The organism is Gordonia sp. NPDC062954, from assembly GCF_044543825.1.
Taxonomy (GTDB): Bacteria; Actinomycetota; Actinomycetes; order Mycobacteriales; family Mycobacteriaceae; genus Gordonia; species Gordonia tangerina.
The window spans coordinates 99473-121356 of the sequence record NZ_JBITWL010000010.1; the positions used below are offsets into that span (position 1 = coordinate 99473).

The window sequence follows — 21884 nt, forward strand, 5'->3', positions numbered from 1 at the left end:
TCGTCAGAACTTCCCGTCGAGGAATTCCGCGTAGGCCGGCAGGTCGAGCTGACCATGGCCCGACAGCCCGATCACCACGACCTCCTCCTTGTCGCTGTTGGCGACGTGGGCGGCGCACGCGGCAATCGCATGCGTCGACTCCGGCGCAGGCACGATGCCCTGCGACCGCGCGAACTGCACACCCGCACTGAACGCATCGTGCTGGCTGATCGCCACGCCCTCCACCAGACCGAGCTCCACGGTGTGACTGAGCGCAGGCGCCATGCCGTGGTAACGCAGTCCGCCGGCATGGATCGGGTCGGGTACGAAATCCATACCGAGGGTGTGCATCTTGAGCAGCGGGGTCAGGCCGGCGACGTCGCCGTGGTCGTAGCGGTACTCGCCTTGGGTGATCGACGGGCACGCGGCGGGCTCAGCCGCGACGATGCGCGGGTTGGACCGACCGTGGATCTTCTCCCGCAGGAACGGGAACGAAAGTCCAGCCAAGTTCGAACCGCCACCGGCACAACCGAACACGACGTCGGCGCCGCCGTCCTCGACCGCGTTGAGCTGCTCGACTGCTTCCACGCCGATGACACTCTGATGTAGCACCACGTGGTTGAGCACGCTGCCCAGCGCGTAGCGGGTGTCCGGATCGGCGGCGGCCACCTCGACCGCCTCGCTGACCGCCATGCCCAGGCTGCCGGTGGTGTTCGGATCCTTCGCCAGCATCGCGCGACCCGACTCGGTCAAATCCGACGGCGAGGGGTGCAAGGTGCCCCCGTAGGTGCGGATGAGGTGACCGCGATACGGCTTGGAGTCATAGGACGCGCGGACCTGCCACACCTCGATGTCGATGCCGAACTGGGCGCCGGCGAAGGCGAGCGCACTGCCCCACTGCCCGGCGCCGGTCTCGGTGGTGAGCTTCTGCACGCCGTCGACGCTGTTGTAGTACGCCTGCGCGACGGCCGAATTGGTCTTGTGACTACCGACGGGGCTGACGCCCTCGTACTTGACGTAGATGTGCGCCTTGGTGTTGAGCGCCTCCTCGAACCGCCGCGCCCGGATCAGCGGCGACGGCCGCCACATCCGATAGATCTCCCGCACCGGTTCGGGGATCTCGATGTAGGGCTCGGTCGAGACCTCCTGCGCGATCAACCCGGCCGGGAACAGGGCAGCGAGGTCCTCGGGGCCCACCGGCTCCTTGGTGCCCGGATGCAGATGCGGCGGGATCGGGGTCCCCAGTTCTGCCGCGAGGTTGTACCAGTGCGTGGGCACCCCAACGGTGACCAGTTCCGGGTTGGTGGCGTCCACGTTCATCGTCATGCAGGTCACCATAGCGGGCGGCGTGAGCTGGGTCGTATGCCATCGAGCCCGAACCCGGTCCGGACGCGGCACACCCGCCCGCGTGTCCGCGAGCATCACCGCTCAGGGACTTCGGCTGCATAATCCATCCGGGCAGGCTCAGCGGTGATCCCGCCGGACACGGTGGATCGGGTCGTGGCGTCCAGCCCGGACCCTGACAACCCCTGTGGGCAGGAAGGAGGGGCACCGACTACGACCGACGCCGCGCCGCCGACTGTGCGTCGCGATTCTCCTCGAGCGCCGCGATCACGGTGCGGGCGTCGTGCGGGCCGCGGTGGCGCCGTCCGTTGAGGAAGAAGGTCGGGGTCCCACGGGCACCGCTCGCCTCTGCGCTGCGCTCATCGTCGCTAATCCGCCCGGCGAGTTCGGAGCTCTCGAGGTCGAGCACAAACCGGCTCACATCCAAGTCGAGCTGCTCGGCATAGCCAACCAGATGCTCGGAAGACAGTTCGGCTTGGTTCGCGAACAGCAGATCGTGCATCTCCCAGAACCTGCCCTGCTTGCCGGCGGCCTCTGCGGCGAGTGCCGCGAGGTAGGCGTGTGGGTGATACTCGTAGATCGGCAGGTGCCGCACGATGTAACGGACCTCGTCGCCGAAGTGCGCGTGTACGTCGTTCCACATGCCGGTGGTCTTCGCACAGAACGGACATTCGAAATCCATGAACTCGACCACGGTGAGCGGGGCGTCGACCGGTCCGCGGACATGGTCGACCTCGGGATCCACCGGCGGCTCGAGGGTGATGGGCAGATCGGCGGTCGTCTCACCCCATTTGACGCGGGCCCGGGTGAAGATCAGCCAGCCCAGCGCGGCCGCACAAACCATCGCGATCAGCACACCCACGGTGGCCTCCGCCGCCTGCGTGGTGTCGGTGAACGCCAGCCCGACGATCAGCAGGGACACGGTGAATCCGATCCCGGCCAGCGCCGAGCCGCCCAACAGACTGCCCCGCCCGACGCCTTCGGGCAGCCGGCCGAGTCCGGCGCGCACCGCCAGCCACGCGCCCAGCGAGATGCCGAGGAACTTGCCGAGCACCAATCCCGCGACGACGCCCCAGGTGATGGTCGAGGCCAGCGCGTCGGTGAGCACTCCCCCGCCGAGCGCGATGCCCGCGTTGGCCAGCGCGAACACCGGCACCACGAACAACGAGACCGGGGCACGCAGCACGTCGTGCAGTCGCTGGTTGACCGAGATCGACCGGGCCAACCCACTGCGCGCGGTACGCGCCACCCCGGCCTCTGGTGACTGCCAGTAGTCGCGGAACAGCGCCTTCGCCGATTCGACGTGGTCGCGTTCCGTCGCAGCCGCCGGCACCAGCAGACCGGCCGCCATCCCGGCCAGCGACGGATGCACACCTGAGGCCAGCGTTGCCGCCCACACCACCACCACCAGCGTCACGTACGGCGCGCTACGCCAGACCGTGGTGCGCGACAGCAACCACAACCCGACCAGACCGGCGACGGCGATCAACAACGCGACCACATCGAGGTCGTCGGAATACACCACGCCGATGATCGACACCGCGAGGAAATCGTCCACGACGGTCAACGTCAGCAGAAACACTCGCAGCTGATTCGACAGCCGCGGACCCAGGATGGCCAGCGCACCCAACAGGAACGCCGTGTCGGTGCCGACCACCACGCCCCAGCCGTCGGCGGCATCGCGTCCGGCGATCAGCAGGTAGATCACGGCCGGCACCACCACACCGGACACCCCGGCGACCAACGGCACCATCGCCCGGCGGCGGTCGCGCAACGATCCGACGGAGAACTCCTGGCGCACCTCGAGCCCGATGACGAAGAAGAACAGCACCATCAGGCCGTCGTTGATCCAGTGCTGCAATGACATGTCGACGCCGTGGGCCCCGAAGCTCAGGCCCACCTCGGTGTGCCACAGCTCGGCGTAACTGTCCGACGGCAGGTTTGCCCAGATCAGCGCCGCGATCGTGACTGCGACGAGCAGCGCGGCGCTGCCGGTCTCGGTCCGCAACCAGTCGCTCAACCGCCGCGTTCGCACCACCACCACCGCGCCACTCCCTTCACACCGATGACGGCCGAGTCGGCGTCACACCCGATCATCATCGACAACGTCGGGACGTCGCGCATTCCCGACGGGAGCTCAGGCCCAGGTCCAGTCCCGGATCTCCGGGAGGTCCTCGAAGTGCTCGCGGACGTATTCGTGGTGGCGCGCCAGTTGGCCACGGCAGTGCTCGGCGAGCTCCTCGCTGCGTTCGGGCACGCGCCGCGCCCGGCGCAGCGCCTCGAGCACGAGGTGGTAGCGGCTCATCTTGTTGAGCACCACCATGTCGAACGGTGTGGTGGTGGTGCCCTGCTCAGCGAACCCACGCACGTGGAATCGATCGGCGTCGGGCCGGCCGTGCAACAGCTGATGCACTGCGCGGGCGTAACCGTGGAAGGCGACCACCACGTGTCCGTCCTCGGTGAACAGGTCGGCGAAGTCGTCGTCGGTCATCCCGTGCGGATGGTCGGCCTGCGACAGCAGGGCCATCAGATCCATCACGTTGACGACCCTTACCCGCAGGTAGGGCACCCATTCCCGCAGCAGTTGCGCCGCCGCGAGGATCTCCTGGGTGGGCACGTCACCGGCGCCGGCGAGCACGATGTCGGGGTCATCGCCGCTGTCCCCTTCGGTTCCGGCCCAGTCCCAGATCGACGCGCCGGCCGCCGCCTGCTCCCCGGCCTCCTCGATCGACAGGTACTGCAGGTGGGGCTGTTTGTCGACGACCAACAGGTTCACGTGGTCGCGGCTTCGGAAACAGTGCTCGGCGATCGACAGCAACGAGTTGGAGTCCGGCGGCAACCAGATCCGCACCACGTCGGGTGCAAGTGGCATCACCGCGTCGATCAGGCCGGGCCCCTGATGGGAGAACCCGTTGTGGTCGTTGCGCCAGCATGTCGACGTCAACAGGATGTTCAGCGACGCCACCGGTTCACGCCAGCTCAGGTGCGACGCGTGCTGTAGCCACTTGGTGTGCTGGATGACCATCGACGCACTGATCATCGCGAACGCCTCGTAGGTGGCGAACAGCCCATGCCGGCCGGTGAGCAGATAGCCCTCCAGCCAGCCCTGGCACAGATGCTCGCTGAGCACCTCCATCACCCGCCCCGACGACGAGAGGTCGTCGTCGAACTCGGTGGTGGGCAGCTGCCAGCAGCGGTCGGTCACGTCGAACACGGCGTCGAGTTTGTTGCTGGCGGTCTCGTCCGGACAGAACAACCGGAAGGTGCCGCCGCCGTCCGGGGTGGTGTTCTCCGTGTAGATGTCGCGCATGTATTCGCCGAGGACGGTGGTGGTGGGATGGATGGTGGCACCGGGTTTGTCGACGTCGACGGCATAGCGCGCGATGGGCGGCAGTTTCAGCGGGGTCAGCAGGCGGCCGCCGTTGGCGTATGGCGTCGCGCCGAGCCGACGATCACCGGCGGGCGCGAGAACTCGGATGTCCTCGACCACCGCACCGGTGTCGTCAAAGAGATCCTCGGGCCGATAAGACCGGAGCCAGCTCTCCAGTTGGCGCAGGTGTTCGGGGTTGTCGCGCACCCCGGACAGCGGTACCTGATGCGCCCAATGGGTGCCCTCGATGCGACGTCCGTCTACTTCGGACGGTCCTGTCCACCCCTTGGGGGTGCGCAACACGATGGCCGGCCATCGGATGTCGTCAGCGCGACCGCCGTCCCGCGCGGCTACCTGGATCTCGCGAATCAGACGGTGGGAGTGATCTATGGCGGCTTTCAAGTCGCCGAACACCGCGCGTGGGTCGTCGCCCTCGACGAATACCGGCGCCCAGCCCTGGCCGCCGAGGAAGTCGGCGATGTCGGCGTCGTCGCTTCGGCCGAACACGGTGGGGGCGGCGATCTTTGCGCCGTTGAGATGCAGGATGGGCAGGACCGCACCGTCGCGTTCGGCGTTGAGGAAGGCCGGGAGCTTCCATGACCCCGCGAGTGGACCGGTCTCGGCCTCGCCGTCGCCGATGACACATGCCACCACCAGGTCCGGATGGTCGAAGGCGGCGCCGGCCGCGTGCACCAGGGCGTAGCCGAGTTCACCACCCTCATGGATACTGCCGGGTGTCGGCACGCTCACATGGCTGGGAATGCCTCCGGGCGTGGAGAACTGGCGGCACAGGCGGCGCACGCCGCGTTCGTCGAGAGTGACGTGCGGATAGATGTCGGTGTAGGTGCCCTCGAGGTAGGTGTTGGCCACCAGCGCCGGACCGCCGTGGCCCGGTCCGGTGATGTAGAGCCAGTCCGTGTCGGTCTCGCGGATCACCCGATTGAGCACGACGTAGATCGCGGACAACCCCGGACTGGTACCCCAGTGCCCGAGCAGTCGCGGTTTGATGTGCTCGACGGTCAGCGGTTCGCGCAGTAACACGTTGTCCTGCAAATAGATCTGCGCAGCGGTGAGGTAGTTGGCCGCGTCCCACCACCGCAGATCGGCGGACAGGTCGGCGTCGTCGTAGGTGTGGTCGGCGGTTCGGGCAGCGGTCATCAGGACCCCTTCGGTGCTACCGGATGTGGCCTCGTTCCCTTGCCGTCTCCATCGTGCCAGACGGACTCCCCGCGCACGGCCGATCGCACACCGCTACCCGGGTAGCCGGTATTCCTGGCGCGGCCGACCGGTGCTGCCGTACTGCAACGCCATGTTCAGCCGCCCGGCAGTGACGAGGTGAGCGAGATGTCGGCGCGCCGTGGCCGGTGACACCCCGACCGCCGAGGACACCTGATCGGCGAACAGTGGGCCGTCGGCATCGGCGAACAACTCCAGGATGCGATGTTCGGTGGGGGACGCGGCATCGGCGCGTTCGGCGGCCCGCGTGCCGAAGCGCAACGCCGACAACGCGGTGTCGACCGCGTGCTGATCGACGTCGTCGGCGGACAGCACCCGCCGGTACTGGACGTATCCGGCGAGCCGACGGGCGAGTTCGGTGTCATCGAACGGCTTGATCAGGTAGGCCAGCGCCCCGGCCCGCATCGCCGCACGCACCGCGCCCGCGTCGGTCTCGGCTCCCACGATGAAGGTGTCGCACGGCAACTCGCCCACGAGGTCGATTCCGGAGCCGTCCGGCAGGTAGACGTCGAGCAGCACGAGGTCGATGGCGCTGCCGTGATTGGCCAACGCGGAGCGCGCCGCGGCGACGCTGCCCGCACGGTCGATCACCCGGAACCCGCGCACCGCCTCGACGATGCTCGCGTGCAGCGCGGCGACCCGGAAATCGTCGTCGACGATGAGCACACCCAACTCGTCGTTCATCGGTCTCCCTCTCCGTCCTGGTCGGCCGTCTGCGCGGTCTCCAACACCGCGGGCAGGCGGGCGACGAGCACCGCGCCGCCATCGTCGCCGCCGGGGTCCGCGACCCAGATGTCGCCGCCGATGCGTCGGGCGATCTGCCGTGACAGCGCGAGCCCCATGCCGCGCCCACCGGGTACCGCCGCGTCCGCCTTGGTGGTCACGCCCTCGGCGAATATCTCGGCCGGGTCGTCGAACGAAATACCCGGACCGGAATCGGCGACACTGATGATCAGGTCGTGTCCGTCGGTGATCACCTCCACCTCGACGGCGCCGTGAGCATCGCCTCCCGGCCCGGCGGCCTCGGGGCGCGCGGAGGCATCGATCGCGTTGTCGACGAGGTTACCCAACACGGTGGTCACCACAACCGGATCGCGCAAGCTGCCCTGCACCCAGGTCTGGTCACCGAGGGTGAGCGTGGTCGCCCGTTCGCGCGCGTGGGCGGCCTTGGCGTCCAGGAATGCTTCGAGGTGCGGCTCGCCCACATTGTCGAGGCCCGCCAGGCGCGCGCCTCGGCCGCCGACGCCGTTGACCTCCTCGAGGTAGTCGATGGCTTCGGCCGTGTGTCCGTGCCGGAGCAAGCCGGCGAGGACGTGCATCCGATTCGCCGTCTCGTGTCGATGCGCCCGCAACACCGTGCTCATCGCACGAATCGAATCCACCTCGCGGGTCAGGTGCTCCACGTCGGTGCGGTCAACCACCGACAGCACCATTCCCAGGTCGCGGCCGTCGGCTTCGACGGTGTGCGAGCTGACCAGCACCACCCGGTCCCCGATGGTCGCGGCGACCGGGTCGGGTGTCGGCCGGTCCAGCACGCCCCGCACCCGGGGACTCAGCGAGAGCTCGTCGACATCGGTTCCGACCGGGTCGGGCAGATCGAGCAGTCGTCGCGCGGTGTCGTTGGCGACGCGCACGACGCCGCTGCTGTCGACGGCGAGCACGCCGTCGGCGATGGAGTGCAGCACTGCGCCCTGCTCGCGCACCAGCTCGGTCAGCTCGTCGGGTTCCAAGCCGAGGGTCAGCCGGCGCCAGCGCCGGGCGAGCAGGATCGATCCGAGCGCCCCCACCCCGAGCGCGACCAGCGCGATGATCGCGGTGGCGGCGATGTCGCGACGGGTCTCGGCGGCCAGCCGCTCGGTGGACACGCCCACGCTGACAAAACCGACCACTCGGCCGTCGTCGACGATGGGCACCTTGGCCCGCACCGATTCACCGAGGGTCCCGCGGTCCGTGGTCACCTCCTCGTTGCCGGCCAGGGCGTTGGACGGGTCGGTGGAGACATGTTGCGCGAGCTGGTCGTCGTCGGGGTGAGCCAGCCGGATGCCGGAGGCGTTGCCGATGACGACGAACAACGCGCCGGTGCGCTGCCGCACCGCGTTGGCCTCGGATTGCAGCGGACCGGCCGCCAGCTGTGCCGGGTCGAGGACGGCGCCCTGACGTACGGCGACCTCGTCGATGACGGTCGAGTCGGCGGCCACCGACTGGGCGATGGCGAGCGCTCGTTGCGCGTACTCGTCGCGGACCCGGTCGTCGGCGCCGGAGAGCACCAGCCCGAAACCGACGGCGAGGCTGACCGCGATGACGGCGAGTTGCAGGAGCAGTACCTGCGTTCGCAATCGCATGCGGCCAGCCTATTCGCCGGTGAGGTGGGCTCAGATCAGAACGGGATCGCGCCGATCAGGCAGCCGACGCCGAGCATCACCAGCGACACCGCCGCGGCTCGCCACAGCACCTTCTTGTGGTGATCGGCCAGCCCGACGCCGGCGAGGGCCACCAGCAACAGGATCGCCGGCACGAGCGGACTCTGCATGTGGAAGGGCTGACCGGTGATCGAGGCACGAGCCATCTCGGCGGGATCGATGCCGTAGCGGGTCGCGGTCTCTGACAGCACCGGCAGCACACCGAAATAGAAGGCGTCGTTGCTCATCAGGAAGGTCAACGGGATCGACAACACGCCGATGACGACGGCCATGTGCGGTCCCATCCAGTCGGGGATACCCGAGGCCAACCAGTGCGCGATGGCCTCGACCATGCCGGTTCCGCTGAACACGCCGGTCAGTACCGCGGCGGCCAGCACCATCGCCACCACCGACACGATGCTCGACGAGTGCCGGGTGATGGCCGCCTGCTGATCCTTCAGATGGGGGAAGTTGACGGCCAGCGCGATACCGGAGGCGATCATGAACAACACCGGGATCGACACCAGGTCCAGACCGAGGACCGCCAGCAGTGCGACGGTGAGCCCGGCGTTCACCCAGAAGAGTCTGGGGCGCAGCGTGTCCCGGTTCGGATCGAGGATGCCGGTGAAGGCGGAGGCCGCCGGGTCGGCGGGTGCGCCGTCGGGTGCGGTGGGCAGGTCGCGAGTCACGGCTTCGGAGTCGCTGTAGTCGCCGGAACCGCCGGTGACCGAACCGCTTCGCCCGGCGCGGCCACCGCGGGGCACGTCGGTCCCCGACCCGCCACTGGCGGCTACCAACACCTCGTCGCGCGGCGCCAGCACCGACTCGCGGATCTCGATCTGCCCGATACGACGGCGTTCCAGCACACCGAGATGGAAGGCGAACAACAACACCACGATCAGTCCGGCGGCGAGTGCCGGAACCATCGGCAGGAACACCGAATTGGTGTCGATGCCCAGCGCGCTCGCCGCCCGTGCCGTCGGCCCTCCCCACGGGAGAATGTTCATGGTGCCGTTGGCCAGGCCCGCGACCACCGTCAACACCACCGGACTCACACCGAGTTTCAGATACAGCGGCAGCAGTGCTGCGGTGGTGACGATGAAGGTGGTGGAGCCGTCGCCGTCGAGGGAGATGAGCATCGCCAACACCGCGGTACCCACCACCAGGCGCGCCGGATCGTTGCGCACCGCGCGGACGATGAATCGGATGATCGGGTCGAAGAGTCCGACGTCGATCATGATGCCGAAGAAGATGATCGCGAAGAACAGCATCGCCGCGGTGGGCGCGAGGTCTTCGATGCCGTCGACGATCATGTCACTGATGTCGAGGCCGGCGCCCGCGAACAGACCGAACGCGACCGGCACCAGGATCAGCGCGACCACCGGGGTCGCCCGTTTGGTGATGATCAGGAACATGAAGGTGGCCACCATACCGAGGCCGAGTGCTACCAACATTGCCAAGCTCTTTCTGCGTGGGGGACGGCCGGAGGTGTGCGGACTCGTGGTCGCGGCCGTTACAAGAGCACTCTGCGGGTAATGCAGGTCACAGTCACGCTTGCGCGCATAACTCGTCTTTTGCGCGTTTTGTGCATGGACGCGAGGTGATCTCGATACGGCTCCTCGCTGCGCTCGTCACCTACTCGATCAGCCGAACCAACCGCTGGTCGAGTAGCGACCGAGCCCCTGGGCGAGGCCGCGTATCGAGACCCCCGCACCACACCCTCGATCAGCCGAACCAACCGCTGGTCGAGTAGCGACCGAGCCCCCGGGCGAGGCCGCGTATCGAGACCCCGCACCACACCCTCAGTCCGGCAACATAGGTGCGTCGTCGCCGTGGTGGCGGCCGACGAGCACGGCCCGGGTCACCGCATCCCTGCCGAAACGGTTGCGCAGTGCGTCCATCGCGATGTCGAGGTCGGCGGCATGGTCGGACTCGAATGGCAGACTCAGCTGGACGCTGTCGTGGTCGTCGAGGTTGGTCAGCGACAACCCGATCAGCGTGCACCCGCGCTCCCGGATCAGCGGCTTCGCGTCGTCGAGCAGACCGCGTGCGACGGCCATGATGATGTCGGTGCGATCGGTGCATTCCAGGAACGACCGCGATCGTGTGGCACGACCGAAATCGTCGAACCGCAGCCGCAGCACCACGGTTCGGCAGACCCGATCCGCGCCGCGCAGCCGTTTGCCCAGACGTTCGACGATCGCGACGAGCGTGGCCTCGATGTCGGCCTCGTTCTTCGGTCGACGCCCGAGCGCACGCTGGGAACCGATCGACCGGCGCCGACGACCCGTCTCGACCCGCCGCGGGTCGCGCGCCATCGACAAGGCATACAGATGCCGGCCTGCGCCCCGGCCGAGCAGACCGCACAGGCCGTGCTCACCGAACGCGGCGAGATCGCCCACCGTACGGATGCCTGCGTCGGCGAGTTTGCCCTCGGTGACGGCGCCGACACCCCACAGCCGCCGCACTGGCAGGGGATGCAGGAACTCGAGTTCGGTGCCCGGCGCCACCTCCAGCAACCCGTCGGGCTTGGCGACCGCACTGGCCACCTTGGCCAGGAACTTGGTACGCGCCAGACCGACGGTGATCGGCAGCCCCACCTCGGTGGCGACACGTTTGCGCAGGTCAGCGGCGATCTTCAGCGGAGTGCCGCTGATCCTGTGCAGGCCGCCGACGTCCATGAATGCCTCGTCGACGGAGATACCTTCGACGACGGGCGTGATGTCGTCGAAGATCTCGAACACCGCGCGGCTGGCCTCGGAGTATGCGTCGAATCGCGGGCGCACCTCGATCGCGTCGGGACACAGTGCCCGGGCCTCCCGACCAGACATCGGCGTCCGCACCCCGTACGCCTTCGCCTCGTAGCTTGCCGCCAGCACCACCCCACCGCCGACGATCACCGGACGTCCCCGCAGGCGGGGATCGTCACGCTGCTCAACCGAGGCATAGAAGGAATCCAGATCGGCATGCAGGATCGTGGCCTCCGACCGGTCCTTACGCTCGATGCGCATAGAACATATGTTCGCATGGCGGTCTGACAAGTACGGTCGGAGTATGAACGAGCACACACACGGCGACATGGACGGCGCAGCGGAATGGGACCAGCGGTACAGCAGCGCCGACCGCCTGTGGACCGCCGACGTCAATCCCGCCCTGATCACGGAGATCGCCGACGTTGAGCCGGGCGCCGCGCTCGACGTCGGCTCGGGTGAGGGCGCCGACGCACGCTGGCTGGCCGACCGCGGCTGGCAGGTCACCGCCGTCGACATCTCCCAGGTGGCCATCGACCGCGCCCGTGAAACCGACACCCGGGAGGCGATCACCTGGTTGCGCGCCGATCTCACCGTCGACGAGATCCCCGGCCGCGACTTCGGCCTGGTGTCGCTGCACTATTTCCCGCTCGCCCGCACCGACGAGACCTCGATCCGCAGGATCATCGAGGCGGTCGGGCCCGGTGGTCGACTGCTGATGGTCTCCCACGAGGCCGAGGGCATCCGCGCGCACGGCCGCAACCCCGACGACTACTTCCAGCCCGCCGACGTCGCCGCCCTGCTCGCAGACGGCTGGACGATACTCACCGACGAGACGCGGGAACGCGGCGTGGCCGCCGGCGGTGGAGCGCACACCCACGATGTGGTGCTACACGCCCGACGTGCCGAATAGTTCCCGTCGAGTGGGCGCCGTTTCCCGTCGACTGGGCGCCGTTTCCCGTCGACTGGGCGCAGCGTCCGCGGAATCTAGACGCCGTACCGCTTGTCCAGCAACCGAATTCGACCACCCACCACAGCCCGATCCGGGTGCCCGGCCGGCAACCGGTGCTCGAGTCGACGCCATGCGACCAGGTCGTCCCGACCATGGGTCGACGACGTCCACTTGCGCAACGTGGTGACCTCCCCCTGCGCGATGAGCCGGGAACGCAGATCCTCACGCAGTTCCTCGAAGAGCTCCACGACACCCGGCGCCGACGATTCGGCGAGCAATCCGCCGCGACCGAGCAGGTCGATGACCCCGCCGAGGTCGCTACCGGCCGCGATACGGTCACGGACCTCGGAGACGTCGGAGGTCAGTTCGACGGTCAGCCGGTAGGGCCGCGACGCCACCACGTCGGTACCCAGATCCCTACGCAGGCGGGAGATCTCGGCCCGCACGGTGACCGGGTCCACCCCGTCCTCGGCGAGCAGCAGCGCGAGTTGTTCGGTGTTGAGCCCTTCCGGGTAAGCCTGCAGGAGCAGCAGGATCTCGGCGTGACGCCGCGACAGGCTGCGCTCGCCCCCGCTCGCCCGCCACATGTAGCCGCCCGCGCCGAGCACCGACAGCCGAGCCCCGGCCGGCGCCGGCGAGAACGTGGTCGGATCAGCGAGGTCGACTGCACGGGATTGCATTTCGCGCTCCACAGCGGCCACCACCGAACGTACCGCGGCCAGCGCGAACGGTGCCGCCACCTCACGTCCGCCGGTCACGTCGATGACACCGATGACGTGGCCGGTGATGGGATCGTGCACCGGCGCGGCGGCACAACTCCATTGCTGGACGGGCCCGGCGAAGTGTTCTGGACCCACCACCTGCACCCCGCGGTCCACCGCCAGCGCCAACCCCGGAGCGTTGGTGCCGACCACTTCCTCGCTCCACAGCGAGCCCTCGACGAAATTGATGTCGGCAGCCCGGTCGCGCGCGTCGGTGGCACCCTCCACCCACAGCAGTCGCCCGGCCTGGTCGGTCAGCGCCACCACCACCCCGGTGTCGGCGATGTCGTCGAGCATCAGCGACTGCACCAGCGGACGCACCGCGGTGATCGGGTGCGCGGCGCGATACTCGGCGAATTCTGCGGCACTCATCGCCGCGGTGTCGTCGTCGGGGACCGCCTCCCCGGGATTCACGCCCCGACTGACCGAACGCGCCCAAGAGTCCCGCACCAACGAACGTACCGAGTCGTCGGCGGGGGCGATGCCGGACAGGAAGTCCTCATACGCCCTGCGGACACGGGAGGACGCCGAGACAGGATCGCTCATCAGCCCTCCGTAATCGGTCTCATCTGCTCCGATCGTGCCGCCCGGAGTGGTGGGGGCAACACGACCCCCGTCCCGCAAGCCTAGCGTGACGCACGTCGCACTAAGAGAATCGTGCGGCAAACTGTCCCGGGGTCATCCCGGTGACGGTGCGGAAGTCACGCACCAGGTGCGCTTCGTCGGCGTAGCCCAGCTCGGCCGCGATCACCGCGAGGGTGGTGTCGGCGCCGCGCAGCCGCTCGGCCGCTTCCTGCAGCCGCCGCCGCTGGATCAGCCACTTCGGGGTCAGCCCGAGTCGCCGTCGGGTCAGTCGCTGCAGGCTGCGTTCGGTGACGTGGAAGCGGTCGCAGATCTGGGTCACCGACGTCACCGACGAGTCACCCTCGACAAACTCGACGATCGCATTGATCAGCAGCCCGTCGTCGTCGACCGGCGCGAACCCACGAATCCACGCCTCCACCAGGTCGGTCGCCTCGTGTTGACGGTCTGGGTCACGCGGGCCCGGCGCCATCACCGCCCGCACGTCGGCGGTGAGCCTCGCTCCGGCCGCGCCGGCGGGTTCGGACAGATCGCCGAATCGGTCGGTCCAGTCCGACACCGCGCCGCCGGTGATCAGTCCCCCGGCGGCCGGGGTCAGCATCGTCCCGATCGCCCAGCCCTCACCCGTGAGCACCGTCTCCGACAACCCGGTCACGACGCCGTAGAACCGCGAGTATTCCGCGGTCACCACCACCAGACACACCGGATACTGCAACACCCGCTGCGGAGCCTCCGCACCCGGCGGGACCGACCAGATCGGCACCCAGAACCGCCTGATCAGGTCGGCGACATCGGGTGCAGGCGCCCAGCGGCCGATCGCGAACGACGTGTCGCCGGGGTCGACGAGGTGGGCACGTTCCACCTCGTCGATACGGGTGCCTGCGGGCTGCCCCGAACTGTCGGATTTCATCAATTCTCGCCCCGGTCGGTCTGGTTACCGTTCCATCATGACCACTTCATCGCACACTGCACAGGATTCCGGCACCGACCTCGGTGCCCGCTACCGCCAACTCGCCGACGGTTTCGCCGCCGTCGTGGCCTCGGTGCCCGCCGACGCATGGTCCGCCGACTCGCCGTGCGACGGCTGGACCGCCCGCGACGTCGTCGCCCATGTCATCGACACCCAACGCCAGTTCTTCGACGGCCACGGGATCGACCTCGGCGCGCGCCCGGATCTCGACGACCCGGTGACCGCCTGGCAAACTCATGCCGACCGGGTTTCGGAGGCCCTCACCGACCCCGCCGTCGGCGACCGATCCTTCGACGGCCACTTCGGACCCACCACCATCGGCGAAACACTGATGCGTTTCTACGGATTCGACATGGTGGCCCATCGCTGGGATGTGGGCAGCGCCGCCGGCCTCGACGTGCGGTTCAGCGACGACGAAATGACCCTGATGGAGACCGCCGCAGCCGGATTCGGCCCGGCTCTGTACGGCGACGGCGTCTGCAAGCCCGGCGTCGAGGTGGCGCCGGATGCCGACCGGCAGACACGGTTGCTGGCAACGTTGGGGCGACAAGCCTGACCCGCGCTACGGAATCCACCCATTGCGGCGCGGATACCGGGCGCGCAGGAAGCTGTAGAGGTAGGTGCTGAGCAGCAGCACCGTTCCGGTGATGACCGCCGGCCAAAGGAACTGGTTGTTCATGCTGTCGCGCACGGCGGCGACCGCCCACCCGATCGCGAGCAACACCAGCGCGATTGTGGCCAGCATGCGCACAACGAGTACGACGGTGGTCAGCACCGCCCACACCGCTTCACGCCCCCGGTCGGCCATGGCGCCAGGGTAACGGGCCTGCGAACAGATCTCTGTGCGGCCGCCTCGGTTGCCCGACTCCTCGACGCCGGGTCGGCCGGTGGCGGACAATGACGTCATGAAGACCATCCTCAACGTGATCTGGCTCCTGCTGTGCGGCGTGTGGATGGCGATCGGGTATGCGGTGGCCGGGATCATCTGTTGCATCCTGATCATCACCATCCCGTTCGGCATCGCCTCGTTCCGGATGGCCAATTACGCCCTGTGGCCGTTCGGCCGCACCGTGGTCCGCAAACCCACCGCGGGCGCGATGTCGCTGATCGGCAACATCATCTGGCTGATCGTGGCCGGCATCTGGCTGGCCATCGGCCATATCGTGACCGGCCTGGCGATGTGCCTGACGATCATCGGCATCCCGCTGGGTATCGCGAGTTTCAAGATGGTGCCGGTGTCGCTGCTGCCGCTGGGCGCCAAGATCGTCTCCACCGACAGCGACGTCGTCACCGGCGCAGCGCCCGGGCAGCGCCCGGCGTACTGATCTGACGGCGATGACCACCCCGCACGGCTCTGCGGCAGGTCACACGCCACTGCACCCATCCGATCGTGTCCCGGTACCGAACACCGGGCATGAGCAGAACGCCGTTCGGATCAGTGGCCGTGGTCGGCAGCGGTGTGGCAGGACTGACCGCCGCACACCTGTTGGCCGACCGCCACACCGTGACCCTCTTCGAAGCCGACAATCGCCTGGGTGGTCACGCGCACACACACGACGTGACGATGCCCGACGGGCAAGTGGTGCCGGTCGACACCGGGTTCATCGTGCACAACGACCGCACCTATCCAACCCTGCTGCGGGTGTTCGACGATCTCGATGTCGCGACCCAGGACACCGACATGTCGATGTCGGTGTCCTTGACGCTCACCGGACTCGAGTACGCCGGGGCATTGGGCGTGGGTGGCCTGTTCCCCACCGCACGCAACCTCACCCGCGGCCGCTACCTGATGATGCTCGGCGAGGTCACCCGCTTCCACCGCAGTGCCCGACGGCTTCTCGACACCCCGGATTCCGACGAGCCGCTGTCGGAGTTCGTGGCTCGCGAACGCTTCTCCCGCTACTTCGTCGACAACTTCCTCGTCCCGTTGGTGGCCGCCGTGTGGTCGTGTGACGCCGACCTGGCCGCAGAGTACCCGGCCCGCTACCTGTTCACCTTTCTCGAGCACCACGGGATGCTCTCGGTGTTCGGCTCACCCACCTGGCGCACGGTGGTGGGTGGTTCGGCCAGTTACGTGGCGAAGATCGCCGATCGGATCGACGCGACCGGCGGCATGGTGCGCCGGAGCACTCCGGTGCGTGCGGTAGAGACCATCGACGATGCGGTGCAGATCAGCACCGATGCCGGCCCCGAGCGGTTCGATGCGGCGGTCGTCGCCACGCATCCGCACCAGGCGCTGAGCATGCTGACCCGACCCACCGCCGCGCAACAACGTGCACTCGGCGCCATCGGGTATTCGATGAAGCGCGCGGTCCTGCACAGCGACACCACCCTGCTACCGCGGGCGCGCCGTGCGTGGGCATCGTGGAACTACCAGATCCGCTCGGACGGTTCCGATGTCGCCGTCACCTATGACCTGACCCGTCTCATGCGTCTGTCCGCGCAGCAGCCCCGCATGCTGGTTACCATGGGCCGCACCGACCTCGTCGACGAGTCCACCGTGATCGACGAGATGAGCTACGAACACCCCGTGTACACCACCGAATCCGTTGCCGCACAGGCTCTGTTGCCGGATGCGAATACCGACCGCATCGCGTTCGCCGGCGCTTACCACGGCTGGGGATTCCACGAGGACGGGGCGGTGTCCGGGCTGCGTGCCGCACAACACCTCGGCGCGATGCGGCCGGCCGGCGAGCCCGAGGTGTCGGTATGACCGGCAACCGTTTGGCGCCGATCTCCGTCGTTGGCCCACGTCGGTGGTCGAGTAGTTCCCGAGCCGCTAGGCGAGGGGGCGTATCGAGACCACGTGAGGAGACCACGTCTTCCCTCGTGGGACCCTTCGTGACGGCCCTCCGCACGCTCCGGGCCTCCTCAGGGAGCAGCGGCATCAGCTTGGTCCGTGAGGAGCGAGCTTGCGAGCGTCACCTGGTCCCTGAGGAGCGAGCTTGCGAGCGTCACGAAGGGCCACCCACCCCGGCGATCGTCCACACCCGCATCCGCCACGCCCGCACATCGCCGATCCGGCACGCGTTCACCCACCGCAGCGTCGCGTGGCTGATCGATGTCGACCACCCACCCATCACCGGAAAATGGTTGCGGCCCTTCGCACATTTCCGTGCCGCCGACCACTTCGGGCAACCCACTCACCCCGGCGACACGCTGCGCTCCCGCCTCCACCACCAACTCGCGACCGCCGGCCTCGCACCGCCCTCCGGTCGGGTGGTGGCGCTGCTGTCCCCGCGGGTGGCCGGTCACGTCTTCAACCCACTCAGCGTGTACTGGTGCCACAATCGAGACGGCACGCTCGACCGTGTGGTGGCCGAGGTGCACAACACCTACGGCGAGCGGCACTGCTACGTGGTGACCCCGGATTCCCACGGAGATGCGTTGGTACCCAAGGAGTTCTACGTCTCTCCGTTCAACGACGTGGACGGCACCTACCGGCTCCATGTCCCGCCGCCGCGCGCCGACGGTCGGGTCGCGGTGTCGGTGACACTGCACCGCGACGGCCAGGACCCGTTCACCGCATCGGTCACCGGGCGTGCCCGACCGGCCACCACCGCCGAAATCATCCGCACCCAACTGCGCGCGCCGCTCGCTCCTGTGCTCGTGTCGGCACGCATCCGAATCCACGGAATTCGACTGTGGCTTCGCCGACTCCCGGTCATCCCACGCCCTGCACACCCCGACTCCATGACCGTCTCCGCATGCCCCGCATCCGGCACTCCCGTCTCGCGAAAGGACGACGATGAACGCTCCGCTTCGTGATCTCTCCGGCGACTCAGCCGACCACACCCAGGCCGCAACCGTCGCCGACGACGCCGCCTCCGATCTGACGCCCGCCGAGGCCGCACGCTGGCCCGATGTCGCGCAGCCGCCACGAGGCCGTACCACCGCGATCCGCAGCGCCGCAGCGGCCCGCCTGTTCCGGCATGCCGTCCGTGGCGTGGATGTTCGGGTGGAGATGCCCGACGGCACCGTGCTCGGTGACCACGGCGATCGGGTGTTGCCGCGGATGATCATCCGCCGTCCGACGGAGTTCGCGCGGCGGGTCGGTACCGGCGGGCTGATCGGCTTCGGCGAGTCGTATATGGCCGGCGACTGGACGACCGACGACCTCGTCGGCGTGCTGACCCCGTTCGCCACCCGGGTGGCGCGGCTGGTGCCGCGACCTCTGCAGACACTACGGTCGGTCGTGCTGCCGAAACATCCAGAGTCAGAGGAGAACTCGACCAAGAACACGCGCCGCAACATCGCGCGTCACTACGATCTGTCCAACGATCTGTTCGCACTGTTCCTCGATGACACGATGACCTACTCGAGCGCATTGTTCGCCGACCTCGAACGTGGCACACGTCCACCGTGGTCGGATCTGGAATCCGCGCAACGCCGCAAGATAGACCGGTTGCTGGATGCCGCGGGTGTGGGCCCGGGCACCCGGGTGCTCGAGATCGGCACCGGGTGGGGTGAATTGTGCCTGCGAGCCGCCGCCCGCGGCGCCACGGTCCGGTCGGTCACCTTGTCGTCGGAGCAGCAGTCCCTCGCCCGGGAGCGGGTGGCCGGCGCCGGGCTGGCCGATCGCGTCCAGATCGACCTCTGCGACTACCGCGCGGTCCGGGGCGAGTACGACGCGGTGGTGTCGGTGGAGATGATCGAGGCCGTCGGTGAGAAGTACTGGCCGACCTATTTCCAGACGATCGACCGGGTGCTGGCGCCGGGCGGACGGGTCGCCATCCAGGCGATCACCATGCCGCACGACCGGATGGTCGCTTCGCGCAGCACCTACACCTGGGTGCACAAGTACATCTTTCCCGGCGGTCAGTTGACCTCGCTGAAGGCTCTCGACGCGGTGACCCGTCGCCGCACGTCGCTCCGTCTGATCGAGGGTGAGGCGATGGGAGCCCACTACGCCGAGACGTTGCGACTGTGGCGCGAACGCTTCACCGCCCGCCGCGACGAGGTCGCCGCCCTCGGCTTCGACGCAACCTTCCGCCGCATGTGGGAGTTTTATCTGGCGTACTCGGAGGCCGGTTTCCGCGCCGGCTATCTCGATGTACACCAGCTGGTGTTCGCCCGCGGCGCGGTCGAGGACCCGCGATGATCGCCGACACATCCCCGTGGGCGGTCTTCGGAATCCTCACCGCGGCAGCGCTGGTGTTCCTGCTGGTCTTGCACGCTGCCACGATGGCGATCGGCCATCGCATCGGCCGCTACAACGTCGTGGACGTCTCGTGGGGCCTCGGCTTCGTCGGGATCTCCTGGCTGGCGCTGATCCTCGGCCCCGGCGACGCGACTCGCCGGTGGCTGCTCGCGGCGTTGGTGACCGTGTGGGGCCTGCGGCTGAGTTGGCACATGTACGAGAAGTCGGCCGGCAAGGGTGAGGATCCGCGCTACACCGAGATGCTGGAGCGTTCCGGCGGTACCGAGATCGGCATTGTGGCCCGCAAGATCTTTGCCACGCAAGGGATCTCGCAGTGGTTCGTGTCGCTGCCGATCCAGGTGTCGGCGGTGGTCGACGCCACCGAAGGCGTTTGGACGATTGTGCTGGTGGCCGGTGTCGTCCTGTGGCTGTTGGGTTTCACGTTCGAGGCGGTCGGCGACGCCCAGCTGAGGCGGTTCAAGGCCGACCCGGCGAACAAAGGCAAGATCATGGACCGCGGTCTGTGGTCGTGGACACGGCATCCCAACTATTTCGGCGACTCCAGTGTCTGGTGGGGTGTGTGGCTGATCGCCGCGAGCAGTTGGCCCGGCGTACTGACGGTGCTGTCGCCGGTGGCGATGACCTACTTCCTCGTCTTCGCCACGGGCGCCCGGCTGCTCGAAGAATCGATGAGCAAGCGACCGGGCTATCCCGAGTACCAGCAGCGCACGTCCTACTTCCTGCCCCGCCCGCCGCGGGCGCGGTCGGAGTCGACACCATGACCGTGCTCGCCCCCGGCGGCTCGGCTCCCGTTCGGGTATCCACCGGGAAGTCGTTGAGGGTCGGCCGCCCGCCTACTAGGCTGATCGTCGATGACGACCGAGTGTGCGCGGTGACCGCAGATCCCGCATCCGACGTAGCCGTACTGCCGGCCCTGCTCGATCGGATCGCGACCGGCGACTCCGAGGCCTTCGCACGCTTCTACGACCTCACCTGCGACCGCGTGTATGGCATGGTGTTACGCGTCCTACGTGACCCCGGGTTCAGCGAGGAGACCACCCAAGAGGTGTTCCTGCAGGTGTGGCGTTCGGCGCGGTCGTTCGATCCCAACGCCGGATCGGCACTGTCCTGGCTGATCACCCTCGCGCACCGTCGTGCCGTCGACCGGGTGCGCTCGGAATCGGCGGCCAGCCGACGCGACGTCAACTACGGGCTGGCGGGTATCCCGTCAACCTTCGACGAGGTCACCGAGGCCGTCGAATCCCGGGAGGTCACCCGCGAGGTACTTGGCTGTCTGCAGACACTGACCGAGGTGCAGCGTCAGTCAGTGGACCTCGCCTACTACCACGGCCTGTCGTACCGGGAGGTCGCCGAACGGCTTTCCGTAGCCCTGCCGACCATCAAGTCGCGTATCCGCGACGGCCTCAAGCGGCTACGACAGTGTCTGGGGGATCGTGATGCCTGACGACGAACTCCTCGACCTGGCTCCCGCAGTGGGCCTCGATGCGGTGGAATCTGCCGAACTCGACGATCTGCATCGCCGACTCGATGCCGAAGCGCCCGAGGTCCGCGCGGCGTTCGACCGGCAGGTGGCCGCCACTCGGGAAGCAATGGCCGGTATCAGCCACGTCACCGCGACAACTCCCCCGGCGACGTTGCGCGAGCGGGTGCTCGCGGCCGCGCGAGCCGAGGCCGAACGCCCGGACACCACCCCCGAGGTGACGCGGCTGCGAGCCGCGCCCTCACCCGACGATGGTTCTGATGATGCACGACCGGTCGCATCCGTCACCCCGATACATCGCCGGCGTCGGTTGATGTACGCCGCCGCCGCTGCCGTGGTGGCGGTCGCCGTCGGCGCCGTCGGCTGGGTGATCGGTGTCGCCACGACCGACACCACCACACCACCCACCGCCGAGCAGGTGTTCGCAGCCAAGGACGTGCGCACCTCGTCGGGTGACGTGGCCAGCGGCCGCGCGACCGTCACCTACTCGCCGACCGCCGACGCAGGGGTGCTGGTGATGAACGACGTGCCGCCGCCCCAGCCGGGCACGGTCTATCAGATGTGGCTGGTCGGGCCTACCGGCGAGACGTCGGCGGGCACGATGACCGACGAGGACGTCGCTCCCTCGACCACCGCGGTCATCAAGGATCTCGGCGACGCCACCGCGCTGGCCTTCACCGTCGAACCGCCTGGCGGTTCGACGCAGCCGTCCGGTCCGTTCGTCGCCGAGTTGCCACTGAGCTGACGCTGGATCGGTCGCACTCCCATGGCTGGTCGAGTAACGAGCGAGCCGCCAGGCGAGCCCGCGTATCGAGACCACAGCCAACGAGAACCCTTGCTGCTGGTCTCGATACGGTCCTCGCCTAGCGGCTCGGACCTACTCGACCAGCGGATGGCGCC

Annotated in this window: 19 protein-coding genes; 9 read left to right on the top strand and 10 right to left on the bottom strand. The window is 68.2% G+C overall.

Annotation, left to right across the window (positions count from 1 at the left end; all coding sequences use genetic code 11):
• Positions 1 to 3 precede the first annotated feature (3 nt).
• The 7 genes from ACIGKQ_RS12130 to dinB form a co-directional block, all read right to left on the bottom strand.
• Entirely contained in the window at positions 4 to 1305 is a 1302-nt protein-coding gene (locus tag ACIGKQ_RS12130) for a TrpB-like pyridoxal phosphate-dependent enzyme (RefSeq protein WP_396573778.1), read from the bottom strand.
• Between the two features lie 229 nt (positions 1306 to 1534).
• On the bottom strand, positions 1535 to 3364 hold the full coding sequence (gene nhaA, locus ACIGKQ_RS12135; protein ID WP_396573856.1) for a Na+/H+ antiporter NhaA: 1830 nt from the start codon (positions 3362 to 3364) through the stop codon (positions 1535 to 1537).
• Between the two features lie 96 nt (positions 3365 to 3460).
• Positions 3461 to 5851 carry a phosphoketolase gene (locus ACIGKQ_RS12140; RefSeq protein WP_396573779.1) on the bottom strand — a complete coding sequence of 797 codons (2391 nt, stop codon included), beginning with the start codon at positions 5849 to 5851 and terminating at the stop codon, positions 3461 to 3463.
• A 93-nt stretch (positions 5852 to 5944) separates the two neighbouring features.
• Positions 5945 to 6613, bottom strand: coding sequence for a response regulator (locus ACIGKQ_RS12145; protein WP_396573781.1), 669 nt, complete (start codon positions 6611 to 6613; stop codon positions 5945 to 5947).
• A complete protein-coding gene (locus ACIGKQ_RS12150) occupies positions 6610 to 8271 on the bottom strand; it encodes an ATP-binding protein (RefSeq protein WP_396573782.1) in 1662 nt (553 codons plus the stop codon). Before ACIGKQ_RS12150 ends, ACIGKQ_RS12145 begins: the two co-directional genes overlap by 4 nt.
• Before the next feature lie 35 nt (positions 8272 to 8306).
• Positions 8307 to 9782, bottom strand: coding sequence for a CitMHS family transporter (locus tag ACIGKQ_RS12155; RefSeq protein ID WP_266063405.1), 1476 nt, complete (start codon positions 9780 to 9782; stop codon positions 8307 to 8309).
• A gap of 348 nt (positions 9783 to 10130) precedes the next feature.
• Positions 10131 to 11339: a DNA polymerase IV gene (dinB, locus tag ACIGKQ_RS12160; RefSeq protein WP_396573785.1), complete on the bottom strand. Its 1209-nt coding sequence runs from the start codon at positions 11337 to 11339 to the stop codon at positions 10131 to 10133.
• A 43-nt stretch (positions 11340 to 11382) separates the two neighbouring features.
• On the opposite strand from dinB, the gene ACIGKQ_RS12165 reads away from it, so the two are divergent.
• On the top strand, positions 11383 to 11991 hold the full coding sequence (locus tag ACIGKQ_RS12165) for a class I SAM-dependent methyltransferase (protein WP_396573787.1): 609 nt from the start codon (positions 11383 to 11385) through the stop codon (positions 11989 to 11991).
• Positions 11992 to 12065: 74 nt separating this feature from the next.
• Here the strand turns inward: ACIGKQ_RS12165 and ACIGKQ_RS12170 are convergent, their stop codons facing one another.
• A complete protein-coding gene (locus ACIGKQ_RS12170) occupies positions 12066 to 13337 on the bottom strand; it encodes a GAF domain-containing protein (RefSeq protein ID WP_396573788.1) in 1272 nt (423 codons plus the stop codon).
• 100 nt (positions 13338 to 13437) lie between these two features.
• Entirely contained in the window at positions 13438 to 14283 is an 846-nt protein-coding gene (locus ACIGKQ_RS12175; protein ID WP_266063308.1) for an AraC family transcriptional regulator, read from the bottom strand.
• 37 nt (positions 14284 to 14320) lie between these two features.
• Here ACIGKQ_RS12175 and ACIGKQ_RS12180 point away from each other — a divergent pair, with 37 nt between their 5' ends.
• Positions 14321 to 14899 carry a TIGR03086 family metal-binding protein gene (locus ACIGKQ_RS12180; protein ID WP_266063307.1) on the top strand — a complete coding sequence of 193 codons (579 nt, stop codon included), beginning with the start codon at positions 14321 to 14323 and terminating at the stop codon, positions 14897 to 14899.
• A gap of 6 nt (positions 14900 to 14905) precedes the next feature.
• Here the strand turns inward: ACIGKQ_RS12180 and ACIGKQ_RS12185 are convergent, their stop codons facing one another.
• Positions 14906 to 15151, bottom strand: coding sequence for a hypothetical protein (locus tag ACIGKQ_RS12185; RefSeq protein WP_235721993.1), 246 nt, complete (start codon positions 15149 to 15151; stop codon positions 14906 to 14908).
• Between the two features lie 97 nt (positions 15152 to 15248).
• On the opposite strand from ACIGKQ_RS12185, the gene ACIGKQ_RS12190 reads away from it, so the two are divergent.
• The 7 genes from ACIGKQ_RS12190 (at position 15249) to ACIGKQ_RS12220 (ending at position 21729) form a co-directional block, all read left to right on the top strand.
• The gene (locus tag ACIGKQ_RS12190) at positions 15249 to 15668 is read left to right on the top strand and encodes a YccF domain-containing protein (protein WP_235721667.1); all 420 of its coding nucleotides are present in this window, start codon (positions 15249 to 15251) and stop codon (positions 15666 to 15668) included.
• An 89-nt stretch (positions 15669 to 15757) separates the two neighbouring features.
• Positions 15758 to 17056 (top strand): NAD(P)/FAD-dependent oxidoreductase, encoded by a 1299-nt coding sequence (locus tag ACIGKQ_RS12195; RefSeq protein ID WP_266063306.1) that lies wholly within the window; start codon positions 15758 to 15760, stop codon positions 17054 to 17056.
• 212 nt (positions 17057 to 17268) lie between these two features.
• Positions 17269 to 18111: a DUF1365 domain-containing protein gene (locus tag ACIGKQ_RS12200; RefSeq protein WP_266063314.1), complete on the top strand. Its 843-nt coding sequence runs from the start codon at positions 17269 to 17271 to the stop codon at positions 18109 to 18111.
• Positions 18092 to 19444 carry a class I SAM-dependent methyltransferase gene (locus ACIGKQ_RS12205; RefSeq protein ID WP_396573792.1) on the top strand — a complete coding sequence of 451 codons (1353 nt, stop codon included), beginning with the start codon at positions 18092 to 18094 and terminating at the stop codon, positions 19442 to 19444. Before ACIGKQ_RS12200 ends, ACIGKQ_RS12205 begins: the two co-directional genes overlap by 20 nt.
• Positions 19441 to 20265: a DUF1295 domain-containing protein gene (locus tag ACIGKQ_RS12210; RefSeq protein WP_396573794.1), complete on the top strand. Its 825-nt coding sequence runs from the start codon at positions 19441 to 19443 to the stop codon at positions 20263 to 20265. The genes ACIGKQ_RS12205 and ACIGKQ_RS12210 overlap by 4 nt, the downstream gene beginning before the upstream one ends.
• The gene (gene sigK, locus ACIGKQ_RS12215; RefSeq protein ID WP_268899804.1) at positions 20262 to 20948 is read left to right on the top strand and encodes an ECF RNA polymerase sigma factor SigK; all 687 of its coding nucleotides are present in this window, start codon (positions 20262 to 20264) and stop codon (positions 20946 to 20948) included. The genes ACIGKQ_RS12210 and sigK overlap by 4 nt, the downstream gene beginning before the upstream one ends.
• A complete protein-coding gene (locus ACIGKQ_RS12220) occupies positions 20941 to 21729 on the top strand; it encodes an anti-sigma factor (RefSeq protein ID WP_396573797.1) in 789 nt (262 codons plus the stop codon). The genes sigK and ACIGKQ_RS12220 overlap by 8 nt, the downstream gene beginning before the upstream one ends.
• The last annotated feature ends 155 nt before the right edge of the window (positions 21730 to 21884 follow it).

What these genes read in the sequence shown, in the direction of transcription:
- ACIGKQ_RS12130 (WP_396573778.1), bottom strand. Translation starts at nt 1,305, where the DNA reads ATGACGATGAACGTGGACGCCACCAACCCGGAACTGGTCACCGTTGGG.
- ACIGKQ_RS12140 (WP_396573779.1), bottom strand. Translation starts at nt 5,851, where the DNA reads ATGACCGCTGCCCGAACCGCCGACCACACCTACGACGACGCCGACCTG.
- ACIGKQ_RS12145 (WP_396573781.1), bottom strand. Translation starts at nt 6,613, where the DNA reads ATGAACGACGAGTTGGGTGTGCTCATCGTCGACGACGATTTCCGGGTC.
- ACIGKQ_RS12150 (WP_396573782.1), bottom strand. Translation starts at nt 8,271, where the DNA reads ATGCGATTGCGAACGCAGGTACTGCTCCTGCAACTCGCCGTCATCGCG.
- ACIGKQ_RS12155 (WP_266063405.1), bottom strand. Translation starts at nt 9,782, where the DNA reads ATGTTGGTAGCACTCGGCCTCGGTATGGTGGCCACCTTCATGTTCCTG.
- dinB (WP_396573785.1), bottom strand. Translation starts at nt 11,339, where the DNA reads ATGCGCATCGAGCGTAAGGACCGGTCGGAGGCCACGATCCTGCATGCC.
- ACIGKQ_RS12165 (WP_396573787.1), top strand. Translation starts at nt 11,383, where the DNA reads ATGAACGAGCACACACACGGCGACATGGACGGCGCAGCGGAATGGGAC.
- ACIGKQ_RS12170 (WP_396573788.1), bottom strand. Translation starts at nt 13,337, where the DNA reads ATGAGCGATCCTGTCTCGGCGTCCTCCCGTGTCCGCAGGGCGTATGAG.
- ACIGKQ_RS12175 (WP_266063308.1), bottom strand. Translation starts at nt 14,283, where the DNA reads ATGAAATCCGACAGTTCGGGGCAGCCCGCAGGCACCCGTATCGACGAG.
- ACIGKQ_RS12180 (WP_266063307.1), top strand. Translation starts at nt 14,321, where the DNA reads ATGACCACTTCATCGCACACTGCACAGGATTCCGGCACCGACCTCGGT.
- ACIGKQ_RS12185 (WP_235721993.1), bottom strand. Translation starts at nt 15,151, where the DNA reads ATGGCCGACCGGGGGCGTGAAGCGGTGTGGGCGGTGCTGACCACCGTC.
- ACIGKQ_RS12190 (WP_235721667.1), top strand. Translation starts at nt 15,249, where the DNA reads ATGAAGACCATCCTCAACGTGATCTGGCTCCTGCTGTGCGGCGTGTGG.
- ACIGKQ_RS12195 (WP_266063306.1), top strand. Translation starts at nt 15,758, where the DNA reads ATGAGCAGAACGCCGTTCGGATCAGTGGCCGTGGTCGGCAGCGGTGTG.
- ACIGKQ_RS12205 (WP_396573792.1), top strand. Translation starts at nt 18,092, where the DNA reads ATGAACGCTCCGCTTCGTGATCTCTCCGGCGACTCAGCCGACCACACC.
- ACIGKQ_RS12210 (WP_396573794.1), top strand. Translation starts at nt 19,441, where the DNA reads ATGATCGCCGACACATCCCCGTGGGCGGTCTTCGGAATCCTCACCGCG.
- sigK (WP_268899804.1), top strand. Translation starts at nt 20,262, where the DNA reads ATGACCGTGCTCGCCCCCGGCGGCTCGGCTCCCGTTCGGGTATCCACC.
- ACIGKQ_RS12220 (WP_396573797.1), top strand. Translation starts at nt 20,941, where the DNA reads ATGCCTGACGACGAACTCCTCGACCTGGCTCCCGCAGTGGGCCTCGAT.